The organism is Terrabacter sp. P2_E3, from assembly GCF_056403915.1.
In genome coordinates, this window is the sequence record NZ_JBFUEN010000012.1 from 88,806 (window position 1) to 109,418 (window position 20,613).

Sequence of the window (20,613 nt, forward strand, 5' to 3'; positions counted from 1 at the left end):
AGAGTTCATGTGACGTTCAAGTAGCGGGCAGGCGTCAGGCGTAGGCCTCGACCTCGTCGGGCGTGGCACGACGCACGACGACGCGGGTCCACGCGCCGACGTAGAGGCGGTCGTCGTCGCCGAGCTCGGTCTTCGGGCCGACCGCGATGGCGCGCTGGGGGAGCGGTCCGGACGCGGGGCCGACGAAGGTGCCGTTGGAGCTGCCTAGGTCCTCGACGAACCAGCGCGAGCCGTCGGTGGTCAGCTGGGCGTGTCGACGGCTGACGCCCGGGTCGGACGACAGGTCGATCTCGGGGTTGGTGTTCTTGCTCGTGGACACGCGACCGAGCAGGACGCTGCGGTGGCGCAGCGGCATGATCGTCGGCAGGCCGGGCGAGGGACAAGGGTCCTCGGCCTCCTGGGTCTGGTACCAGTCCGGGTCGACCCAGACCTCGGCCAGCCACTCGAAGGACGTGGACGCCTGCTCGCCGGGGGCGGCAGCCGCGGCGACGCCGGCAGAGCCGGCAGCCGCGGGGTCGACGGCCTCACCGTCGGGCTCGGTGTCGGCGAGGTCGCCCGGACCGGCCGACGGGTCACGCGGCATCGCGCCGGTCGTGAAGTCGTAGCCGCAGGCCTCGCAGAAGAGCGCGCCGTCGGGGTTCTCCGTCTGGCAGTTGGGGCACACGAGACCCACCGGTGCAGCCGGGTCGGCGGGAGCCGGGGTCGCGGGGGCTGCCGGGGCCGGAGGGTCGAGGTCGAGCGAGGAGCCGGACGTCCCAGCGCCGTTCGCCGCCTCGGACGGGCCGCCCGTCGGGTCGGTGGCACCGGCCCCGACACCGCCGCCTGCCGCCGGCTGGGCGCTCGCGTCGATGGGCGAGCCGCAGGTGTCGCAGTAGTCCTCGGCCTCGGACGTGTGCCCGTTGGGGCAGACAGCGCTCACCGGCGCACCCTGCTCGTCTTCGTCGACGCCGTGTCGAGCGACATCTCGTCGATCTTCGAGGCCCCCTTCTTGAGCCGGACGGTCCCGGTGTCGGCGTCGTCGATCTCGACGACCTTCCGCAGGCGCGAGGTCATCTCCTCGTTGCCGGTCTGGTCGGCGAGCTGGACGGCCCGACCGAGCTTCGAGGTCGCGACGTCGTCCTGGCCGGCGGCCTTGGCCGCGAGTCCCTCCTGGATGACGGTGGCGAGCTCGGCCTGCCCGGTGTAGGCGGCGACCGCGGGGTCGATGCGGGTCGTCAGCGAGTCGTCGTTGCTCCACTTGGCCTTGACGAGGGCCTGGGCGACGGGGTCGCCGCCGAGCGAGAACTGCACGCGGGCCGCGAGCTGCTCCTGGCCGAGCGTCCGAGCCGGGAGGCGGACGGCCACGTGGTAGTCGCGGCTCTCGTCGGACCACGCCCCGGTCGGGTAGGCGCCGGTGAGTGGGTTGACGACCGTGCGTCGCGACGTGAGGTCCTCGAGCGTCGGCGACACCTGCTTGACGAAGAGCAGCTCGGCACCCTGCGGCACCCAGACGCGCAGCTCGGAGTTGGCGACGCCCCGGGACATCGAGGCACGCATCATGGCCTCGAACTCGGCGGCCATCTCCTCGGGCGCCGGGATGAGGTCGACGGTGCCGAGCAGCGCCGAGGCGATGCCACGCACCTCGTCGACGCGCCACTGGTCGCCGACGCCGCGGCAGTCGCACTGGAAGGCGCCGACGCTGCTGCGGACCGCGGCCTGCAGCGACTGGGGCGTCTCGCCCTCGTTGACGCCGTCGGTGAGCAGGATCGCGTGGCGCTTGGTCACGTGCGGCACGGTCTCGAAGATCTGCCGGGCGAGGGTGAGCCAGGTGCCCATCGCCGTGCCGCCGTTGGCGCGCAGGCCATCGATGGCCCGGTTGGCCTCGCCGCGGGTGTGCGCCGACATCGGCACGAGCGCGCCCTGGTGGCTGTAGGGGTAGACGATCTGCGCCGTGCCGTTGCCGGACACGATCGAGAAGAGCGTGCCGTCGACGATCTCGGCGAGGGCTGCCTTGGCGGCCTCGCCGGCAGCCTGGACGCCGCGGCGGCCCATCGAGCCGGAGGTGTCGATGAGGATGACCTCCGCCGCCGAGCCGGGGTCGGCCAGCCCGGCCGAGGAACCGGCCGACGCACCTGCCGAGGCGCCGGTCGAGGTCACGCGGACGATCGCGTGCACGTCGGTGCCCCCGTCGGGCAGGAACTCGTTCTGGAACACCTCTGCCGTGAAGTCAGCCATCGGTCGGGTCCCCTTCCACCGGCGCCGCCGCTGCGGTCACCTCGGTCGTCGTCGTGCTCGATCCTCGCCCAGCCAGTCTGGCGAGGGCAACCGTGATGTTGTCGCGTCCACCCTGCTCGTTGGCGAAGTCGACGAGGGCCTGGGCCACCGTCGTGGGGGTGGCGTCGTCGAGCCGGGCTGCGGCGTCGGTCAGCAGGGTGCGCAGCGCCTCGGCCTCGGAGCAGTAGTTCCACAGCCCGTCTGAGCAGACCATGAGCCAGCCGGACGTCGCCGTCAGGGTCGTCAGGTGCGGGGTGAGGTCGTCGGGGGCGTCCTTGCCGAGCCAGCGCGTGATCGAGTGCGCGTGCGGTCCGGTCTCGGCCGCGAGCCTCGGGACGCCCGCCGCCATCTGCTCCTGGGCGAAGGAGTCGTCGCGGCCGAGCTGGCGCGCGGGCTCTTCGGTGTCGTCGGGCAGCCAGTAGACGCGGCTGTCACCCACGTTGCCCGCGACGATGACGTCGTCCTCGACGACCGCGGCCGCGAAGGTGCACGACGGCGGGTTGGGCACGTCCTCGACGACCGAGGCCGCGACGGCCTCGTTGGCGCGGGTGACGGCGTTCGTCAGCGCGCGCCCGGCGCCGGCCGCCCAGGCGTCGGGGGTGCCGACGCCCTTGGGGAAGGGCTGGTCGAGGACCGCCCGGGCGGACGTCGCGGCCGCGAGCGAGGCGATGTGCGAGTCGGTGGCCATCGAGACGCCGTCGCAGACGACGAGGACCGCGCGAGACCCTGCCGGCTCGCTGGCGCTGAGCGACATGGCGTCCTCGTTGCGGGCATGGCGCCTGCCGATGTCGCAGACGCCGCCGACCCAGGCCGTCGGGGACTCGACGAGGTGGTCGCGCGGGTTGGGCGGCGGGGTGCCGCAGTGGTCGCAGTAGCCGTCGACGATGTGCCCCTCGCCGCAGGCGTGGCACGTGAGGTCGTCCGCCACGGGGGCGACGGCTGCCGACGGGACGGCCCCCGTCCAGCCGACGTCGAGCGGGGACTCCTCGCCGGCGGGCGCGGTCTGCGGTGTCGCCGAGGCGAGCACGGTGCCGTCCGAGACGTCGGCCGGCGGCTGGTCCCCGTTCGAGGCGCGGGCCGCGACGACGAGGTCGGCGCCGCACGCCTCGCAGAAGGTCGAGTCGGCCTGGTTGGCCGTGCCGCAGGCGGGACAGTCCCGCGAGGCGATGGCAGAGGACGAGGACGAGGACGAGGACGAGGACGCGGACGAGGGAGCGGGCAGCGGAGCGGGCTCTGCTGCTCCCGTGGTCGGGATGTCGGTCACCAGAGGCTCCAGGGTCGGATGGCGTTGGCCTCGTCCACGAGGGGGACGCGCTCGGACAGGTCGGGGGTGCGCTTGGCCAGCTCGCGCAGGGCCTCCTCGAGCCCGAGACGCAGGCCGTTGGGGGTGCCCTTGTGCTCACCGAGGCGGACATCGGCCTTGTTGCCACTCTTCTCCACGGTGACGAGCGCTTCACGGTAGATCAGCGTCGTGAGCTCGGCCCGGCGCCGCGCCGACAGCGAGGTGTCGTCGAGCGTGCGCAGTGCCTCGGCGAGGTCGGGCAGCCCCCGGTTCGCCTTGGTCAGCAGCTCGGCGAGGCCCGCCCGTGCCGTGCGGTAGGCGCTCGACTGGACCGGGACGAGCCGGTATGCCGCCACGGCCCCCTCGACGTCGGACCGCGCGGCCCGGATGCGGGCGAGGCCGAAGGCCGACATGGGGACGTACGTGGCGTCGGTGCGCGCGCACGCGACGTAGAGGTTCTCGGCGACGGCGTCGTCACCGGCCTGCTCCGACGCCTGCGCGAGCGCAAGCTTGGGCGCGAGCTCCCCCGGCACCTGGCCGTAGACGGCGTTGAACGCGGCCTGCGCGGCTCGTGAGTCGCCCCGCTCGAGCGCGGCCAGGCCCTGGATCCACACCGCCCGCCACTCCCAGGGGTCGGCGCTCAGCAGCTCGCCGGCCGTCGACTCGGCGACGTCGGGCTGGCCGGCGTCGAGCGCGGTGCGGGCCTGCTCGAGGAGCACCTCCGTCGTGCGCACGGCGGCCCGCTTGAGCGTCGCGAGGCGCTCCTCCGGTGAGCCGGAGACCGTGGTCAGCCAGCCGGTCTGCGGGTCGTGCGGGTCGCGGCGCATGGCCGGGAGGTTGCGCCAGTCGTCGGGCTCGACGCCCGGCGTCGGCACGTCGAAGAGCAGCGAGCTGACGGTGGTCGCCGCGGCGCCCGACCCCCGGTCGAGGGCGACGACCTCACGGAGAACCCCGACCATCTGGGAGCGCAGCTCGTCGGCCGAGACGAACCGGTCGTCACGGTTGGGCGCGCAGGCCTTGGCGACGAGCCGGTAGAACGAGTCGTAGCGCTGGAAGACCGGCACGGTGTCCTGGGCCGGAAGGGTGTTGAGGAAGGTCGTCTGGTAGCCACGGAACTCCATCGTCAGCACGACGAGCGTGCGCCCGATCGTGTAGATGTCGGACGCGGCGGAGACACCCAGCTCGGCCACCTCCGGGGCCTGGTAGCCGACCGTGCCGAAGATCGCCGAGTCGTCGTCGTCGGCGCGGCGCACGCCACCGAGGTCGATGAGCTTGACCTCGTCGCCGACCTGGATGATGTTGTCGGGCTTGAAGTCGCAGTAGACGAGCCCGAGGTCGTGGAGGTACTGGAACGACGGCAGGATCTCGAGGATGTAGGCGAGGGCCTGGTCGACGGGCAGCGGGTCGTACCTCCCGGCGGCCTGGAGGCGCTGCTTGAGGATCGACTTGAGCGAGGTGCCGCCGACGTACTCCATGACGATGTAGCCGGCGTCGTCGTGCGTGACGAAGTTGTAGATCTCGACGATGCTCGGGTGCGACACCTGCGCGAGGAAGCGCTGCTCGGCGATCGCCGCCGCGAGGGCGTCGGGGTCGGCCGAGTTGAGCAGGCCCTTGAGCACGACCCACCGATCCGAGACGTTCTTGTCGCGCGCGAGGTAGATCCAGCCGAGGCCACCGTGGGCCAAGCACCCGGCGACCTCGTACTGGCCCGCGACGAGGTCGCCTGCCTTGAGCTTGGGGTCGAAGGAGAACGGGTGGCGGCAGTTGGCGCAGAAGCCGGTCGTCCGGCCCGGCTTGCCGTCGCGGCCGCGGCCGACGGGCTCGCCGCACTTCGGGCAGAAGCGTTTGTTCTCGGGCACGGACGGGTTGGTGAGCAGGGCCTTCTCGGCGTCGATCTCGGGTGCCGGGCGCACCGAGGTGATGCCGCCACCGAGGCGGGCCGAGCGCAGGCGCTGTGAGCCCCCCGTGCGACGCGTGGCGATGGACCCGGCCTCGCGGGCACGCTTGGAGCCCAACGCTGCCGACGCGAGGTTGCTCGAGGCAGCCGAGCGCGTGGAGATCTCGGGGCCGACACCACCGGTGGCCCCTGTCGCCGCGGCGGCGCCGGCCGTGGCGGCAGCGGCGGACGGCGCGGAGGGGGCGGCATACCCGGCGACACCGAGCTGGTCGGCCGGGGTGCCGCAGACGTTGCAGTAGCCCGCGTCGATCGTGCCCGCGCATCCGGGCTGCTGGCAGGCGCCACCCTCGGGGATGGACGGACCGGCGGCGGCCGCAGCCGGTGCAGGTGCGCTGAGGGCGGCGGCGGGGGCGGAGCCGGCGGCCATGCCGCACACGTCGCAGTAGCCGTCGACGATCGTTCCGGTGCAGCCCGGCTGCGTGCAGTTCATGGGCGGGGCCTCTGGGGTCGGGGTGCGGACGGACGGGGGGCGGCGCGACCGGCACGGGGCTGCTGGCGGGTGGCCGCGTCGACGTAGGCCGAGAAGGCCGCGGCGAGGGCCCGGGCACGGGAGATCGGCAGCGGGCGGGCGGCGAGCGTCTCGTCGAGGCGGCGGCGCAGCTCGGCCACGTCGGCTCCCGCCTCGGGAGTCAGCGTCGCCGCGGCGGCCATGGCACCGACGGCACCCACGAGGCCGACGACCTCGTCGCGCTCGGCCAGCCCGGCGGCATACGTCTCGTGGGCGAGGTCGAGCGCCCGGGAGACCCGCTCGAGCTTGTCGCGGTACGCCGTGAGCTCGGCTGCCGCTTGCGGCACCGGTCCCAGCGCGCGGACGTTGGGGATCGCGAGATGCGGTGCCGGCGTGATCGCCTCGAGGCAGGCGCGTTCGAGGGCGCGGATGGCGGCGGCGCGCGCGTCGAGCTCCTCGACCTGCTGCTGGGTGCGCACCCGGCTGCGGGCGGCGGAGGCGCGCTCGGCCGCGGCGACGATGAGGTCGCGCTCGAGCACGGCCACGTCGATCTCGAGGGGGCCGATGATGCCGCCGACGTCGGCGCCACGACGGGCGCGCTCCACGAGGTCGTCCATCCGGCGGTCGAGCCGCGCGAGCTTCTCGGTGGCGTCGTCCCGCTGCGTGCCGGCCGGGACCAGCGGGATCTGGTCGCGGGTGCGCTCGATCCCGGCCCGCACCACGGTGATCCGCTGCGTCGCCTCGGCCGCCCCGGGGGCGAGGGAGGCTCGTGCCTGGAGGGTGCGGGTCAGCGAGTCGAGCAGCCGGCACGCCTCCGGAAGGCTGACCGCGAGCGAGCCGCTCGACGGCAGCGAGAGGTGCTCGGTCGTGTTGGAGTCGAGGCGTCCGTGGATGAGGGTCGAGAGCCGCTCGGCCTCGACGGGACCGACGCGGCCTCCGTCGAAGGTCGTCTCGAGGAGGGTGAGGCGGTCGCTGACGGCCTTCCAGAAGGTCAGCGCCACGGTGAGGTCGGTGGTGATCGCGACCTGCTCGGCCTGAGACAGCTTGAGGACCGCGCGGTCGACCTCGCCGAGGTCGGCGCGACGCTGGGCGACCCACTCGCGCAACGCGTTGAGGTAGGTCTGGGCCTCCCCGGCCTGGACGGGCACGCCGAGCCGCCCGGGCGCCGTCGGTGCGACGGTGCCCGGGTCGGGGTGGCTCTGCGGCACTGCGCTCATCGTCCGTAGACCGGGGTCGGGGGTGCGGGCGCGGGCCCGAGCGGCGCTGCGAGCCAGCGGTTGTAGATCGTCTTCCACTCGCCGTCGGCCTCGAGGTCGGCGATGACCCGGTTGAGGTAGCGCGCGAGGTAGACGTCGGCCTTGTTGACGCCGAGGCCGTAGGGCTCGACGGTGATCGCCTTGGCGCTCGTGATGACGGTGTTGGGGTCCTGCGCGGCGAGGCCGGCGAGCACGGTGTCGTCACCGGTGATGGCGTCCGCCTTGCCTTGCTGGAGCAGCACGAGGCAGCCGGTGTGGGTGCCGGCCGTCACGACGACCGGCCCCTTGACCTGCTGCAGCTTGGCCAGGGAGGTCGTGCCGTTCGGGGCACACACCCGCTTGCCCTTGAGGTCGGCGAGCGTGAGGTCCTTGGCGCCGGGCAGGGCCTTGCTGACGAGGACTTTCTGGCCGGACCGGTAGTACTCGGCCGAGAAGCCGATGTCGTTCCAGCGATCGCACGTCATCGACATGTTGCGTGCGACCATGTCGATCTCGCGGTTCTTGAGCAGGGGTTTGCGGTCGTCGGCCGTGATGACGCGAAGCTGGACCTTCGAGGCGTCGCCGAAGATCGCCTTGGCGACGGCCCTGGCCATGTCGATGTCGAAGCCCTCGATGCCGCCGGTGAACGCGTTGCGGGCGCCGAAGAGGTATGTGTCGGCCGAGACCCCGACGGTGATGAAGCCCTTGTCGAGGATCTTGCGCATCGTGCCGTCGCTGATGTCGGCACGGGTCGGCAGGCTCGGCAGCGGGTCGTAGGACTGCGTCGCGTTGGTGCACGTCGGTGCGGCCACGGCAGGCGCGCTGCTCGACGGCTTCGGTGCCGGGGTCGTCGGCAGCTGGGTCTCGGCGTACGTGACACCGGAGCAGCCGGCGAGGGCGCCCAGCCCGGCCACGGCGACGAGGGTGGAGAGGCGGCGCCGCAGCGTCGAGCTGATGGTGCTCATCGGTACTCCTCGATCCGCTGGCCGACTCCTCGGACGATGAGCCACGACGCGACGAGGGCCACGAGGGCGACGACGACGGCGACGAGCGGTGCGCTGCCGCCGAGCCCCTCGAGCGTCGTGACCGTGGCCTTGCCGGCGCTGTCTCGCGCCTGCGTCACGGCGACGTCGAAGGTGTCGAAGGTGTTGGCGGCCCCGCCGTCGGCCGTGCTCGTCGAGAGCTTGACCGCATCGTCCCAATGGCCGCCGTTGTCGAGTGTCCGCACCTTGACGTGGGCGTCGACGTAGGCCTGCCACGACCGCGTCAGCTCGCCGGAATGATCGGTCTTCGCGAGGCCGGCGTCGACGGCGGTGCGGTTGGTCTTCCACGCGGCCTCGTTGGCCGCGCCGGACCCGCGCTTGATGAGGGTCAGGCTCTCGTTGGCGCGGGCGTCGTTGGCCGCCGTCGTCACGTTCGCGAGGGCGACGGCCCGCTCGTAGTCGCCGCCGGACACGTCACGGGTCGCCGTGCTGATGCCCGTGATGACGGTGGCGGTGACGAAGAGGGCCACGAGCAGCAGCGCGATCGCCCCGGTCAGCGACGGGTTGAGGTAACGGCGCGTGCGCCTGGCGAGCCACACGGCAAGGGCCACGAGACCGATGAGCGAGACGACGCCGACGAGGAGCTGGACGCTCGAGTTGCTGCGCTCGAACTCCATCGTCGCCCGCTCCTCGTTGGCCTCGACCACCTGCGTGATGATGGGGATCGCATCGGCCCGGAGCCCGGTGCTCGCCTGGGTGAGGTACTGAGCGCCGACGGGCAGACCGAGTCGGTTGTTGGAGCGAGCCTGCTCGACGAGGGCGGCATAGGTCTGCACGCGCTGGGACAGCACCCCGAGAGCGTTGCCGTCGGCGGGCTGGGCGGCGGCTGCCTTGGCGATGCCCGCGGCGACGCGCCCCATGGCGCCTTCGTACTTGGCGCGTGACTCGGGTGACTCGAGACCGCCGACGAGGAAGGCGTTGGTGGCGACGGCGTCGGCACGCAGCAGGTCGACGTGGATCGACTGGGCGAGGACCACCTGGGCGCTGTTGTTGGCCGCACGCTCGACCGCGGACTGCGACGCGAGCAGCGCGTTGACGCTGATCGCGCCGAGCAGGAGCGCAGCGAGGACGCCGAGGAGGCCGAAGAGGCGCATCCGGCCCGGGGTGCCGTGGAGCAGCCGGCTCGCGAGGCCCCGGGCGCCGGGGACGCCGCCGGACAGGCTGCCGGCGATGGTGCGCGGATGCTGGCCCGCGGGCGCGCCGGACGACGCACCCGCCGGGATGGCGACGGGGATGTTCGTCGTCGGTGCGCTCATGCGGTGTCCTCGTGCTCGGTCGCGCTCGTGTCGTCCTGCTCGTCGTGCTCGTTCGAGACTGCCTCATCGGTGCCCGCCGGACCATCAGGGTCTGCCCTGAGCGCCGCCGGATCCTCCGGAGTCGCCTCCGGTGCAACCGGTGCCTCCCCCTCTGGCTCGGCTGGCGCGCCGGCGGGTGCGTCGTCGGGCTGGTCGGTGACGTCGTCTGCGGTGAGTAGACGCAGCTCGTCGCGCGTCGGCTCCGTCGCGTCCTTGAGCCGCCATGCGTGACGGCCGACGGCCTGCTCGAAGAGATTGCGCGAGAAGCGGCCGTTGCCGAAGGCCGAGGTGCGCGGCGTGGCCTGCAGGATGTGGCGCACGCGGGTGTGGGCCTCGGTGGTCAGCTCGTAGTCGGAGCCCGTGGCGATCGAGTCGAGGATGTCGAGCAGCTCGTCGTCGGAGTAGTCGTCGAACTCGATCGTCGTCGTGAACCGGCTGGCCAGACCGGGGTTCTGGGCGATGAAGCGGACCATCGGGTCGGGGTAGCCGGCGACGATGACGACGAGGTCCTCGCGGTGGTCCTCCATCTCCTTGACGAGGGTGTTGACCGCCTCTTCGGCGTACTGGTCGCCGGTCAGGGCGTACGCCTCGTCGATGAAGAGCACGCCGCCGGTGGCCTTGGCGCAGACCTCCGCGGTCTTCAACGCGGTCTGCCCGACGTAGCCGGCGACGAGCTCGCTGCGGTCGACCTCGACGAGCTGGCCGGTGGGGAGCAGGCCGAGCGCCTTGTAGATGCCACCGACGAGCCGTGCCACGGTCGTCTTCCCGGTGCCGGGGTTGCCGACGAAGATGAGGTGCCGGCTCATCTTCGGGGCCTTGAGGCCGGCGTGGGTGCGCATCTTCTCGACACTGAGCAGGGCGACCTGGCGGTGGATCTCCTTCTTGACCCGGGCGAGCCCGATCATCGCGTCGAGCTCGGCGAGGAGCTCCTCGACCGACTTCTCGGGTTCGGCGGCCTGCTCGGGTCCGGCCGGCGGATCGGCGGGGGCGGCCGTGGCCGTCGCGCCGGGGGCGGGGACTCCGCTTGGGTCGCCTTGCGCCCCAGGGCTGCCGGGCAGCACCAGCTCGAGGAGGCGGGGGTCGATCGGACCGGGGACGTTCGGACGCATCGTGTCGGGGGAGCCGAAGCCCATCCCGGGCACGCCGCCGAGAGGGCCACCGGGCAAGCCGGGCAGCCCGTGCGAGGGGAGGCGCGCCGCGGCGAGGTAGGCGCCCGAGGCGGCGGACGCGTTGGCGATGACCCAGATCGGCGCCGTGCCGAGCATGACGGCGGACGAGGCCACCTCGGTCAGCGCCTCGGCGTACTCGGCGGCGAGGGAGTGCCGGGAGGCGACGAGGGCGTCGAGCAGGTCGGTCGGGGCGCCGCGCCAGCGACGCCCGGACGAGGCGGCGTCGAAGAACGCCTCGTTGATGCGGGCGACGTCGGTGAGGCCGGGGTGCGCGACCTCGGCCCAGGCTGGGGCCGCCCCGGGCACGGCCTCGGCCAGCGCGGCCGCGACCCGCAGCCCCTCGTCGCGGGCGGCGGCGGGGTCGAGTCCTGCCTCTGCGGCGACGTCGCTCAGCTGCTCCAGGCTCTCGGCGAGGCGTGACTCGTCAGTGGTCATGATCCGCACTCAGGTCGGCACTGGGGTCGGCGTTCACGGTCGGCGTTCATGCATCACTCCGGCGGGGCCAGCGGGTGGGGGGACGGTGACGTGCTGACGGCACCGGACGGGTCCGCGGTTCCCGACGAGCCCGTGCCGGGTGGTGGGGCGACCCGCACCGGGTCCGGACCGAGACCCAGCACGCCACCGCCCGACGCCTGGCCGAACTTCTGCTCGAGGAACGCCCCGTGCACGATGATCGCCTCGGCGTCGGCACGGCACACGGCGTCGTAGACCTTGTCCATCGTCGTGCCGAGCAGGTCGAGCTGGTCGACGAGGAGCATGACCGAGCTCTTGCCCGCCGCGATGGGGCGCGTGTCGGCCCAGTCGCGCGGAAGGCGCAGGTAGTTGCCGATGGCGACGGGCAGGTAGTCGGTGGCGGTGGCCATGACGCTGAAGCCCTGGCTGCTGCCGAGGCCGAGGTTGGACAGGCGGGGCAGGGTCTGGCGCACGATCCGGGTGACCCGCAGCAGGCGCGAGAGCACGACGCCGGGCACCTTGCCCTCGCGGGCCTGGGCCTCGATGGCGTCGAGCGCCCCGAGGAGCTGCTCGGTGGTCGGTGGCCCCGAGCGCACGGGCTCGGGTGCCTCGGGCCTGTCCAACCCGAACCACGACCGGATTCCCACTGCGTTGTCCCCTCTGGTGTGTCCCGCGCGCCGACCGTCGGCCGGCCACGCACATCCTGCTCCACGGGTCGCGCCACGGCGATCCCGCCTCACCTCACCCGCGTCGCGGGCCCGTCACCGGCTCCCGGTCGGGCCTCCAGGCGCAGCCACCCTCACCGGCCGGAGCCGAGGTCGAGCAGCCCGGGAGCGGCGTTCTCGGCGCGGCGGGCGTCCTGCTTGGACACGCGGTCGAGGTAGGTGCGCGACTTGGCGACCTCGGTCTCGAGGGTGCCGATCGTCGCGGCCATGTTGTCGAGCGCCCGCACCTTGAACTGGTCGATGGTGTCCATCGTCTCGTAGATGTTGGCGAAGGCCTTCTGCAGCGACTCGATCGACAGCGTCGCGCTCGCCGACTGCTCCTGGATGCGGGCGGAGTTCTGCTTGAGCGCCTCCGACGTGCGCTCGATGATGCCCGAGGTCGTCGTGTTGAGGGCCGTGATCTGGTCGAGGACGAGCTGCTGGTTGTTGAGCGCCTGGGCCACGATGACGGCGGTGCGCAGGGCCGAGACGGTCGTCGTGGTCGCGCGGTCGACGCCCTTGATGAGCTCGATGTTGTTCTTGATGATGATGTCGATCGCGAGGTAGTTCTGGATCGAGACCGCGAGCTGGGTCAGCAGGTCCTGGTGCTTCTGGCGCACGTAGAAGAGGACGTCCTCGCGCAGCGCCTTGGCCCGCTCGGGGTCGGTCGTCTCGAGGGTCGCGACCTGTGCGGCGAGCTTGGCGTCGAGCCGCTCGGCGACGTAGACGTACTGGTTGAGCCGGCCCATCGACTCCCAGAGGTTCTTCTTCTCGAGGTTGAGGGCGACGTTGTCCTTGACGAGCTCGTCCTGCCCCGACTGGAGCGAGTGGAGGATGCCGTTGAGGTGGCTCTGGGCCGACTGGTACTTGCGGAAGTAGTCGGTGACCTTGTCGCCGAAGGGGATCATGCCGAGGAACTTCTTGGCGCCCGCGGCCTGGCCCGGGTCGAGGTCCTCGACGGTGCGCCGGAGGTCGAGCAGGGTCTTGCCGACCTTCGAGTTGCCGGACAGGCCGCCCTCGTTGAGCGCCTTGACCGGCATCTGGAGCATCCGGTTGGACGACTCGGCGGCGAACCGCACCTCGTCGTTGCCCATCATCCGCACGTCGGCGGCCTTGGTCTCCCACTCGGGCGAGCGGGGCGCGGCCTTCGTGAGGGAGTCGAGGTAGGTGTCGACCTTGGCGTCGAGGCCGGGCAGGGCGGCGTCCGGAACGGCCGGCGCCATCTTCGGCGCGGCGGTCTCGGCGACGGCGGCCGTCGGCGCGGGGGCCGTGAGGATGAACGCGTCACCGGGCGGCGGCTCGAGGGGGGCGACCTGGGCGGGCGCGGCTGCCTGGGCGGCGGGCTGGTCAGTCATGTGGAGCGGGTCCTTCCCTCGCGTGCCGGCCGCGTCGGCGACGCGACCGAAGTCCCTCGCCCGTCGGCACCGCGGACGGCGCACGAATCACGCCTGCGGCGCGCTCGTCGGGCGTACGGCCACTCTACGTGCCGTGCGCCTGCGACGGGTGGGCGAACGCGTGGGTTCCGTCGCTCGGACGACCCCTCCGGAGAGGGAGCGGCCGCGGCTCGGAGTCAGGGGAGGTTACGAGCCGCGGCCGCGTGCGTGGGGCACCCACATCCGAAGAACGGATGGGGTTACCCACCGGTTCCCGCCCCGGCGACCGGGGGCCTCCGACGGCTCAGTCGAACTGCCAGGAGCGCTTGCTCAGCCCGAACCAGAAGCCGTCGATGACGCTCTTGTTGTCGAGACCGCCGGACTCGTAGGCGGCGCCGAGGGTGACGAAGAGCGGGGCGAAGTGCTCGGTGCGGGGGTGGGCCTCGTGGGCGGCCGGGGCCTTGTCGAGGAAGTCGAGCAGGCTGTCCACGTCCTGGGCCTTCATGGCCTCCTGGGCCCAGTGGTCGAACTCGGCGCTGGCGCGCGGGGGTAGGCCGTCGGCGCCGGCGTGCGGGTTGAACCAGCGCAGGTTGTGGGTCGTGAAGCCGGAGCCGACGATCATCGTGCCCTGCTCGCGCAGGGGTGCGAGGCGTCGGCCGATCTCGAAGAGGCCGCGCGGGTCGAGCGTCGGCATCGACATCTGGAGCACCGGCACGTCGGCGTCGGGGAACATCTCCTTGAGCGGGACGTACGCGCCGTGGTCGAGGCCGCGCGCCTCGTCGCGGTGCACCTGGTGGCCCGGCCACGTGAGCAGCCTGGTCACGTCGTCGGCGAGCCCGGGGGCGGCAGGGGCGTCGTAGGTCACGTCGTAGTACTTCTGCGGGAAGCCCCAGAAGTCGTAGGTCAGCGGTGCGCCGGTCGTCGAGCCGAGCGTCGTCGGTGCGTCCTCCCAGTGGGCGGAGACCATGAGGACGTTCGTGGGCTTCGGCAGGTCCGCGGACCATCCGGCCAGCTCGGCCGTCCAGCGCTGGTCGTCGGCGAGCGGCGGGGCGCCGTGGCTGAGGTACAGGACGGGGGCGGACATGGCGGTTCCTTCCGAAGTTGTTGAAGTCTAAACTATCATGGGGAACGAGCGTTGGATCGTCATCATTCCCGAGGGCGTATGCCGGGTGGCCCCTTTTCGCCGCACCCGCGGCAGGTGACCGCACCCGCCACCCGAGCGAGCCCGCGGACCGGGGCTGCGGCGGACGGCATACGCCCCTCTCCGGTGGATGTCGTGAGACCGCACTCGGCGCGGGCTGTTACGGTCGGTCCGCGTCCACGTCGGGGCAGCGACGAATCCGCTGCACGTGAGATGCGGGAAGTTGAAGGTGCACCATGGCCGCAGGCAAGGGCCGCAAGCTCGTCATCGTCGAGTCGCCCGCCAAGGCGAAGACCATCGCCGGCTACCTCGGAGGCGACTTCGAGGTCGAGGCGTCCGTGGGTCACATCCGTGACCTGCCGAACCCCTCCGAGCTGCCGGCCGACATGAAGAAGGGCCCGTTCGGCAAGTTCGCCGTCGACGTCGACAACGGCTTCGAGCCGTACTACGTCGTCGACCCGGACAAGAAGAAGAAGGTCGCCGAGCTCAAGCGGCTCCTCAAGGACGCCAGCGAGCTCTACCTCGCCACCGATGAGGACCGCGAGGGCGAGGCCATCGCGTGGCACCTGCTCGAGGCGCTCAAGCCGCGGGTCCCTGTCAAGCGCATGGTGTTCCACGAGATCACCCGCGAGGCGATCCAGCGGGCCGTCAACGACACCCGCGAGATCGACACCGCGATGGTCGACGCCCAGGAGACCCGCCGCATCCTCGACCGCCTCTACGGCTACGAGGTCAGCCCGGTCCTGTGGCGCAAGGTCCGCCAGGGCCTCTCGGCCGGCCGCGTCCAGTCCGTCGCGACCCGCATGGTCGTCGAGCGCGAGCGTGAGCGCATGGCGTTCGTCCGCTCCTCCTACTGGGACGTCGAGGGCGACTTCACCCCCGACAGTGCGAGCCAGCAGTTCACGGCCCGCCTCTCGTCCGTCGACGGCGTCCGCGTCGCCACCGGTCGCGACTTCGCCGACGACGGCCGCCTGACCGGCAAGGGCGTCGTCCACCTCGACGAGGCCCTCGCGACCCGGATCGCCGAGGCGTGCCTGCCCCTCACAGCGCGCGTCACCGACGTCCAGGAGAAGCCCTACACCCGCCGCCCGTCGGCCCCGTTCACGACCTCGACCCTCCAGCAGGAGGCGTCCCGCAAGCTGCGGATGTCGTCCAAGAACGCGATGCGCGTGGCGCAGCGGCTCTACGAGAACGGCTACATCACCTACATGCGTACCGACAGCACGACGCTGTCGGACGCCGCGATGACCGCCGCGCGCAGCCAGGCCCGCGACATGTACGGCGCCGAGTACGTCCCGGACAGCCCGCGCCGCTACGAGAAGAAGGTCAAGAACGCGCAGGAGGCCCACGAGGCCATCCGTCCCGCCGGCGACCGCTTCCGCAGCCCGGCCCAGGTCGCCGGGTCGCTGCGCGGCGAGGAGTTCGCGCTCTACGAGCTGATCTGGAAGCGCACCGTCGCCTCGCAGATGGCCGACGCCCGCGGCTCGACCGCCACCGTCAAGCTCGCTGTCGACACGGCGCTCGAGGGCGCCCAGTCGGTCGAGTTCAGCGCGAGCGGCACCGTCATCACCTTCAAGGGCTTCCTCGCCGCCTACGAGGAGGGCCGGGACGACGAGTCCGCCGCCCGCGCCGACGCCGCCGCCGAGGAGCGTCGCCTGCCCAAGCTGAGCGCCGGCGTCCCGCTCGAGGTCGTGCGCGCCGAGGCCGACGGCCACGAGACGAGCCCGCCCGCCCGCTTCACCGAGGCCACCCTCGTCAAGGCGATGGAGGAGCGCGGCATCGGCCGCCCCTCGACGTACGCCTCGACGATCGGCACGATCCAGGACCGCGGCTACGTCTTCACCAAGGGCCAGGCCCTCGTGCCGACGTGGCTCGCCTTCGCCGTGACCCGGCTGCTCGAGGAGCACTTCGGCAACCTCGTCGACTACGAGTTCACCGCCTCGATGGAGGAGGACCTCGACCGCATCGCCAACGGCGACGAGGGTCGCGTCGCGTGGCTCAAGCGCTTCTACTTCGGCGAGGAGGCCACCTCGGCCGCCGGTCTGCGGAACCTCGTCGAGGACCTCGGCGAGATCGACGCCAAGGAGATCAGCACGATCCCGATCGGCGACGGCATGGTCGTGCGCGTCGGCCGCTACGGCCCCTACGTCGAGGAGCTCGTGCCCGCGGGCGTCGACCTCGCGACGGGCGAGGTCGCGGACGGCGCCGAGGTGCCGTCGACGCCGCGCCGCGCGACGATCACCGACGACATCGCGCCCGACGAGATGACGCCCGAGAAGGCGCGCGAGCTGCTCGAGGTCGCCGCCGACGACGGCAAGGTGCTCGGCAAGGACCCCGAGACCGGCCGCGAGATCATCGCGCGCGCCGGACGCTACGGGCCCTACGTCACCGAGGTCATCGACGACGACGACGCCGCCGCGGCCGACAAGCCCAAGGCCAAGAAGGCCGCCAAGGTCAAGCCGCGCACGGCCTCGCTCTTCAAGGACATGGAGCTCGCGACGCTCGACCTCGAGTCGGCGCTCAAGCTGCTCTCGCTGCCGCGCGTCGTCGGTGCCGACGCCGAAGGTGTCGAGATCACCGCGCAGAACGGTCGGTACGGCCCGTACCTCAAGAAGGGCACCGACTCGCGGTCGCTGACGACCGAGCAGCAGCTCTTCGACATCACGCTCGACGAGGCGCTCGCGATCTACGCCGAGCCCAAGCAGCGCGGTCGTGCCGCGGCCGCCCCGCCCCTCAAGGAGCTCGGCGCCGACCCCGTCAGCGGCAAGCCCGTCGTCGTCAAGGACGGCCGCTTCGGTCCGTACGTCACCGACGGTGAGACCAACGCGACGCTGCGCAAGGACGACGACCCCGAGGCGATCACGCCGGAGCGGGGCTTCGAGCTGCTCGCCGAGAAGCGCGCCAAGGGCCCGACGACCCGCAAGCGCGCCGTGAAGAAGACCGCGAAGAAGACCGCGAAGAAGGCGACGACGCGCACGACGAAGAAGGCCACCGCCAAGAAGGCCTGACCCACCACGTCGAGTGAGCGCTCCGTCCCACTCGAGTGAGCGCCCCGTCCCACCTTCGTGGGGTGGGGCGCTCGCTCGTCTGTGACCGCGTGCTCACTCGAGTGTGGTTTGGCGCTCACTCGAGTCGGCTCATCGCGTATGCCGTGAGGTGGCCCTGCCGGGGACGGTGCCGTCGCGCTAGCGTCGGGTCGTGATCCACACCCGACGTCTGGAACCCACCGACCGGGACCGGTGGGAGACGCTCTTCCGCGCGTACATCCGCTTCTACGAGCGCGAGCTCGGCCAGACGGCATACGACCGGGCGTGGCGCGAGATCGCCTCTGACACAAGACTGCACGGGCTCGGGGCATGGCTCGACGGCGAGCTCGTCGGGATCACCCACTTCCTCGTGCACCCCAGCTCGAGCGAGCCCGACCTCTGCTACCTCGAGGACCTCTTCACCGACCCGGGGGTGCGTGGTCGCGGCGTGGCGAGCGCCCTCATCGCGGCCGTGCGTGACTGGGCACGCGAGCACGGCTGTGGCAGCGTCTACTGGCAGACCCACGAGTCGAACGCCGTCGCCCGCCGGCTCTACGACGAGGTCGCGACGTTCGAGGGCTACGTCGTCTACACGCTGCCGGTCGCGCCCGGTGGCGCTGGTGACGGGAACGTCGGCCCGCGGTGAGAGGCTGATCCCATGTCAACCGTTGTCTTCGTCCACGCCCACCCCGACGACGAGGCCTCGCAGTCCGCCGGCTCGATGGCGCGGGCCGTCAGCGAGGGCCACCGCGTCGTGCTCGTCGTCGCCACCAACGGTGACCACGGCGACGCCCCCGACGACCTGGCCGACGGCGAGACCGTCGTCGAGCGGCGCCGGGCCGAGGCCGCGGCCTCCAACGCCGTCATCGGCACCCATCGCGTCGAGTTCCTCGGCTACGCCGACTCCGGCATGACCGGGTGGGCCCAGAACGACCACGAGGAGAGCTTCGCCCGGGCCGACACGGAGGAGGCGGCGCAGCGCCTCGCGGCCGTCCTGGGCGAGGAGGCGGCCGACGTCGTCGTCGGCTACGACTGGCACGGCGGCTACGGCCACCCCGACCACGTCAAGGTGCACGCCGTGACGAAGCGTGCCGCCGAGCTCGCCGGCACGCCCCGCTACCTCGAGGGCTCGATGAACCGCGACGCGATGATCCGCTCGCACCAGGCCGCGATGGCCGCAGGCCTCGACATGGGGGAGTGGGACCCCAGCCAGCCGATGGACGACGGCAACCCCCTCGGCAGCCTCGAGAGCGAGCTGCACTGGGCCTGCGACGTCAGCGAGTTCCTCGAGGTCAAGCGCTCGGCGCTCAAGGCGCACGCGAGCCAGTCCGACGCCCAGGGGATGCTCCAGATGCCGGTCGAGATGTTCGCCGTGGCCTTCGCGTGGGAGCACTACATCGAGCCCGGCCGTCCCGACGGGATGGTGGCCGGCTGGTTCCTCGACGGGTGACCGTCCGGTAACCTACTCGCGGTAACAATGCCGTTTCCTCCGGAGGGACCCCCGATGCCCGAGATCGACTTCACGACCGCCACCGCCGACGAGCTCGCCGCCGTCGAGCCCGGCGAGTTCATCCGCATCGTCAAGGAGATGTCCGACAAGGACGTCAAGGAGGTCATGGAGAGCGCCAACCGCGGCCCGATCGTCGACGCGATCTTCCGTCGGATGCCTGAGCTCTTCCGCCCCGACCGCGCCGGATCGACGACCGCGACGACGCACTGGAGCATCACCGGCCGTCCCGACGGCGGCGCCGACGAGTGGACCGTGCGCTTTGCCGACGGCACGTGCACGTCGGTGCCCGGCCACGACGGCGACTCGACGCTGTCGCTCGCCATGTCGCCCGTCGACTTCACCAAGGTCATCACCAAGAGCGGCAACCCGGTCATGATGTTCATGACCGGCAAGATCAAGGCCAAGGGCGACCTCGGTCTCGCAGCCAACATCGCGAACTTCTTCGACATCCCCAAGGCCTGAGGCACGTCGTGGTGGAGTTCTCGCTCGCCCTGAACGACGACCAGACCGAGCTGCGCGACTGGGTGCACGGCTTCGCCGCCGACGTCGTGCGCCCGGCCGCCTCCGAGTGGGACGCGAGGGAGGAGACGCCCTGGCCGGTCATCCAGGAGGCGGCCAAGAACGGCCTCTACGGCTTCGAGTTCCTGGCGCAATGCTGGTCCGACCCGACCGGTATCTCGATCAACCTCGCCAACGAGGAGCTCTTCTGGGGTGACGCGGGCATCGGGATGTCGATCTTCGGCACGACCCTCGCGGTGGCCGCGATCTACGGCTCGGGCACCCCCGAACAGATGGTCGAGTGGCTGCCGCAGTGCTACGGCGACGCCGACGACCCGAAGCTCGGGGCATTCGCGACGACCGAGCCGCAGGCCGGCTCCGACGTCGGCGCCATGCGCACGCGGGCCCGCTACGACGAGGCCGCCGACGAGTGGATCCTCAATGGCCAGAAGGCCTACATCACCAACGGCGGCATCGCCAACGTCCACGTCGTGACGGCCGTCGTCGACCCCGACCTCGGCTCGCGCGGGCAGGCCGCCTTCGTCGTCCCGCCCGGCACGAAGGGGCTCGAGGGCGCCAAGAAGCTGCGCAAGCTCGGCCTGCGCGCCTCGCACACCGCCGACGTCTTCCTCGACGACGTGCGCGTGCCGGGCTCGTGCCTGCTCGGCGGCAAGGACAAGCTCGACGAGCGCCTCGCCCGGGCCCGCGAGGGAGGGGCGTCGAGCGGACAGGCGGCCATGCGGACGTTCGAGATCTCGCGCCCCACGGTGGGTGCGCAGGCGCTCGGGATCGCCAGGGCGGCATACGAGTACGCCCTCGACTACGCCAAGGACCGCGTCGCCTTCGGTCGGCCGATCATCGAGAACCAGGCGATCGCGTTCGCGCTCGCCGACATGCGCACCGAGATCGACGCGGCCCGGCTGCTCGTCTGGAGGGCGTCGTGGATGGGGCGCACGAACCAGCCGTTCACCGCGGCCGAGGGCTCGATGAGCAAGCTCAAGGCGGGTGAGGTCGCGGTCGCCGTGACCGACAAGGCGGTGCAGATCCTCGGTGGGGCCGGCTACGTCACCGACCACCCCGTCGAGCGGTGGTCGCGCGACGCGAAGATCTACACGATCTTCGAGGGCACGTCCGAGATCCAGCGACTCGTCATCGCGAGGGCCATCAGCGGCGTCCGCATCCGCTGACCCGCCCAACCCTGAACCGTCGAGAGGCCACGGTCTGCG

16 protein-coding genes are annotated in these 20,613 nt (G+C 71.9%); 5 read left to right on the forward strand and 11 right to left on the reverse strand.

All coding sequences use genetic code 11. The features are described 5' to 3' along the window. Positions 1-34: 34 nt before the first annotated feature. The 11 genes from AC1DW8_RS16860 to AC1DW8_RS16910 all read right to left on the reverse strand — a co-directional run bounded on the left by AC1DW8_RS16860 (position 35) and on the right by AC1DW8_RS16910 (position 14,296). Complete coding sequence (locus tag AC1DW8_RS16860) at positions 35-919, reverse strand: FHA domain-containing protein (protein WP_478095254.1); 885 nt, start codon at positions 917-919, stop codon at positions 35-37. Beyond that, the gene (locus AC1DW8_RS16865; protein ID WP_478095255.1) at positions 916-2,214 is read right to left on the reverse strand and encodes a VWA domain-containing protein; all 1,299 of its coding nucleotides are present in this window, start codon (positions 2,212-2,214) and stop codon (positions 916-918) included. The genes AC1DW8_RS16860 and AC1DW8_RS16865 overlap by 4 nt, the downstream gene beginning before the upstream one ends. Continuing rightward, on the reverse strand, positions 2,207-3,517 hold the full coding sequence (locus AC1DW8_RS16870) for a protein phosphatase 2C domain-containing protein (protein WP_478095256.1): 1,311 nt from the start codon (positions 3,515-3,517) through the stop codon (positions 2,207-2,209). Before AC1DW8_RS16870 ends, AC1DW8_RS16865 begins: the two co-directional genes overlap by 8 nt. After that, complete coding sequence (locus tag AC1DW8_RS16875) at positions 3,514-5,922, reverse strand: serine/threonine-protein kinase (protein ID WP_056773810.1); 2,409 nt, start codon at positions 5,920-5,922, stop codon at positions 3,514-3,516. The genes AC1DW8_RS16870 and AC1DW8_RS16875 overlap by 4 nt, the downstream gene beginning before the upstream one ends. Then, positions 5,919-7,157, reverse strand: a complete 1,239-nt coding sequence (locus AC1DW8_RS16880; protein WP_235509565.1) for a hypothetical protein — start codon at positions 7,155-7,157, stop codon at positions 5,919-5,921. Before AC1DW8_RS16880 ends, AC1DW8_RS16875 begins: the two co-directional genes overlap by 4 nt. Continuing rightward, a complete protein-coding gene (locus AC1DW8_RS16885) occupies positions 7,154-8,140 on the reverse strand; it encodes a glutamate ABC transporter substrate-binding protein (RefSeq protein WP_056773804.1) in 987 nt (328 codons plus the stop codon). The genes AC1DW8_RS16880 and AC1DW8_RS16885 overlap by 4 nt, the downstream gene beginning before the upstream one ends. Then, positions 8,137-9,474 (reverse strand): hypothetical protein, encoded by a 1,338-nt coding sequence (locus AC1DW8_RS16890; protein WP_056773800.1) that lies wholly within the window; start codon positions 9,472-9,474, stop codon positions 8,137-8,139. The genes AC1DW8_RS16885 and AC1DW8_RS16890 overlap by 4 nt, the downstream gene beginning before the upstream one ends. Beyond that, a complete protein-coding gene (locus AC1DW8_RS16895; protein ID WP_478095257.1) occupies positions 9,471-11,117 on the reverse strand; it encodes an AAA family ATPase in 1,647 nt (548 codons plus the stop codon). The genes AC1DW8_RS16890 and AC1DW8_RS16895 overlap by 4 nt, the downstream gene beginning before the upstream one ends. 53 nt (positions 11,118-11,170) lie before the next feature. After that, a complete protein-coding gene (locus AC1DW8_RS16900) occupies positions 11,171-11,731 on the reverse strand; it encodes a hypothetical protein (protein ID WP_082619589.1) in 561 nt (186 codons plus the stop codon). Positions 11,732-11,934: 203 nt separating this feature from the next. Beyond that, positions 11,935-13,194, reverse strand: a complete 1,260-nt coding sequence (locus AC1DW8_RS16905; RefSeq protein WP_478095258.1) for a toxic anion resistance protein — start codon at positions 13,192-13,194, stop codon at positions 11,935-11,937. A gap of 322 nt (positions 13,195-13,516) precedes the next feature. Next, a complete protein-coding gene (locus AC1DW8_RS16910) occupies positions 13,517-14,296 on the reverse strand; it encodes a dioxygenase family protein (RefSeq protein WP_478095259.1) in 780 nt (259 codons plus the stop codon). Positions 14,297-14,589: 293 nt separating this feature from the next. Between AC1DW8_RS16910 and topA the strand changes: the two genes are divergently transcribed. From topA to AC1DW8_RS16935, 5 genes are all read left to right on the forward strand, one after another. Next, positions 14,590-17,361 (forward strand): type I DNA topoisomerase, encoded by a 2,772-nt coding sequence (gene topA / locus AC1DW8_RS16915; protein ID WP_478095260.1) that lies wholly within the window; start codon positions 14,590-14,592, stop codon positions 17,359-17,361. A 190-nt stretch (positions 17,362-17,551) separates the two neighbouring features. Then, positions 17,552-18,025 (forward strand): N-acetyltransferase family protein, encoded by a 474-nt coding sequence (locus tag AC1DW8_RS16920; RefSeq protein ID WP_478095261.1) that lies wholly within the window; start codon positions 17,552-17,554, stop codon positions 18,023-18,025. Between the two features lie 12 nt (positions 18,026-18,037). After that, positions 18,038-18,829 (forward strand): PIG-L deacetylase family protein, encoded by a 792-nt coding sequence (locus AC1DW8_RS16925; RefSeq protein WP_056773787.1) that lies wholly within the window; start codon positions 18,038-18,040, stop codon positions 18,827-18,829. Positions 18,830-18,883: 54 nt separating this feature from the next. Continuing rightward, entirely contained in the window at positions 18,884-19,351 is a 468-nt protein-coding gene (locus tag AC1DW8_RS16930; RefSeq protein ID WP_056773783.1) for an SCP2 sterol-binding domain-containing protein, read from the forward strand. A gap of 11 nt (positions 19,352-19,362) precedes the next feature. Continuing rightward, complete coding sequence (locus tag AC1DW8_RS16935; RefSeq protein ID WP_478095262.1) at positions 19,363-20,574, forward strand: acyl-CoA dehydrogenase family protein; 1,212 nt, start codon at positions 19,363-19,365, stop codon at positions 20,572-20,574. Positions 20,575-20,613 lie beyond the last annotated feature (39 nt).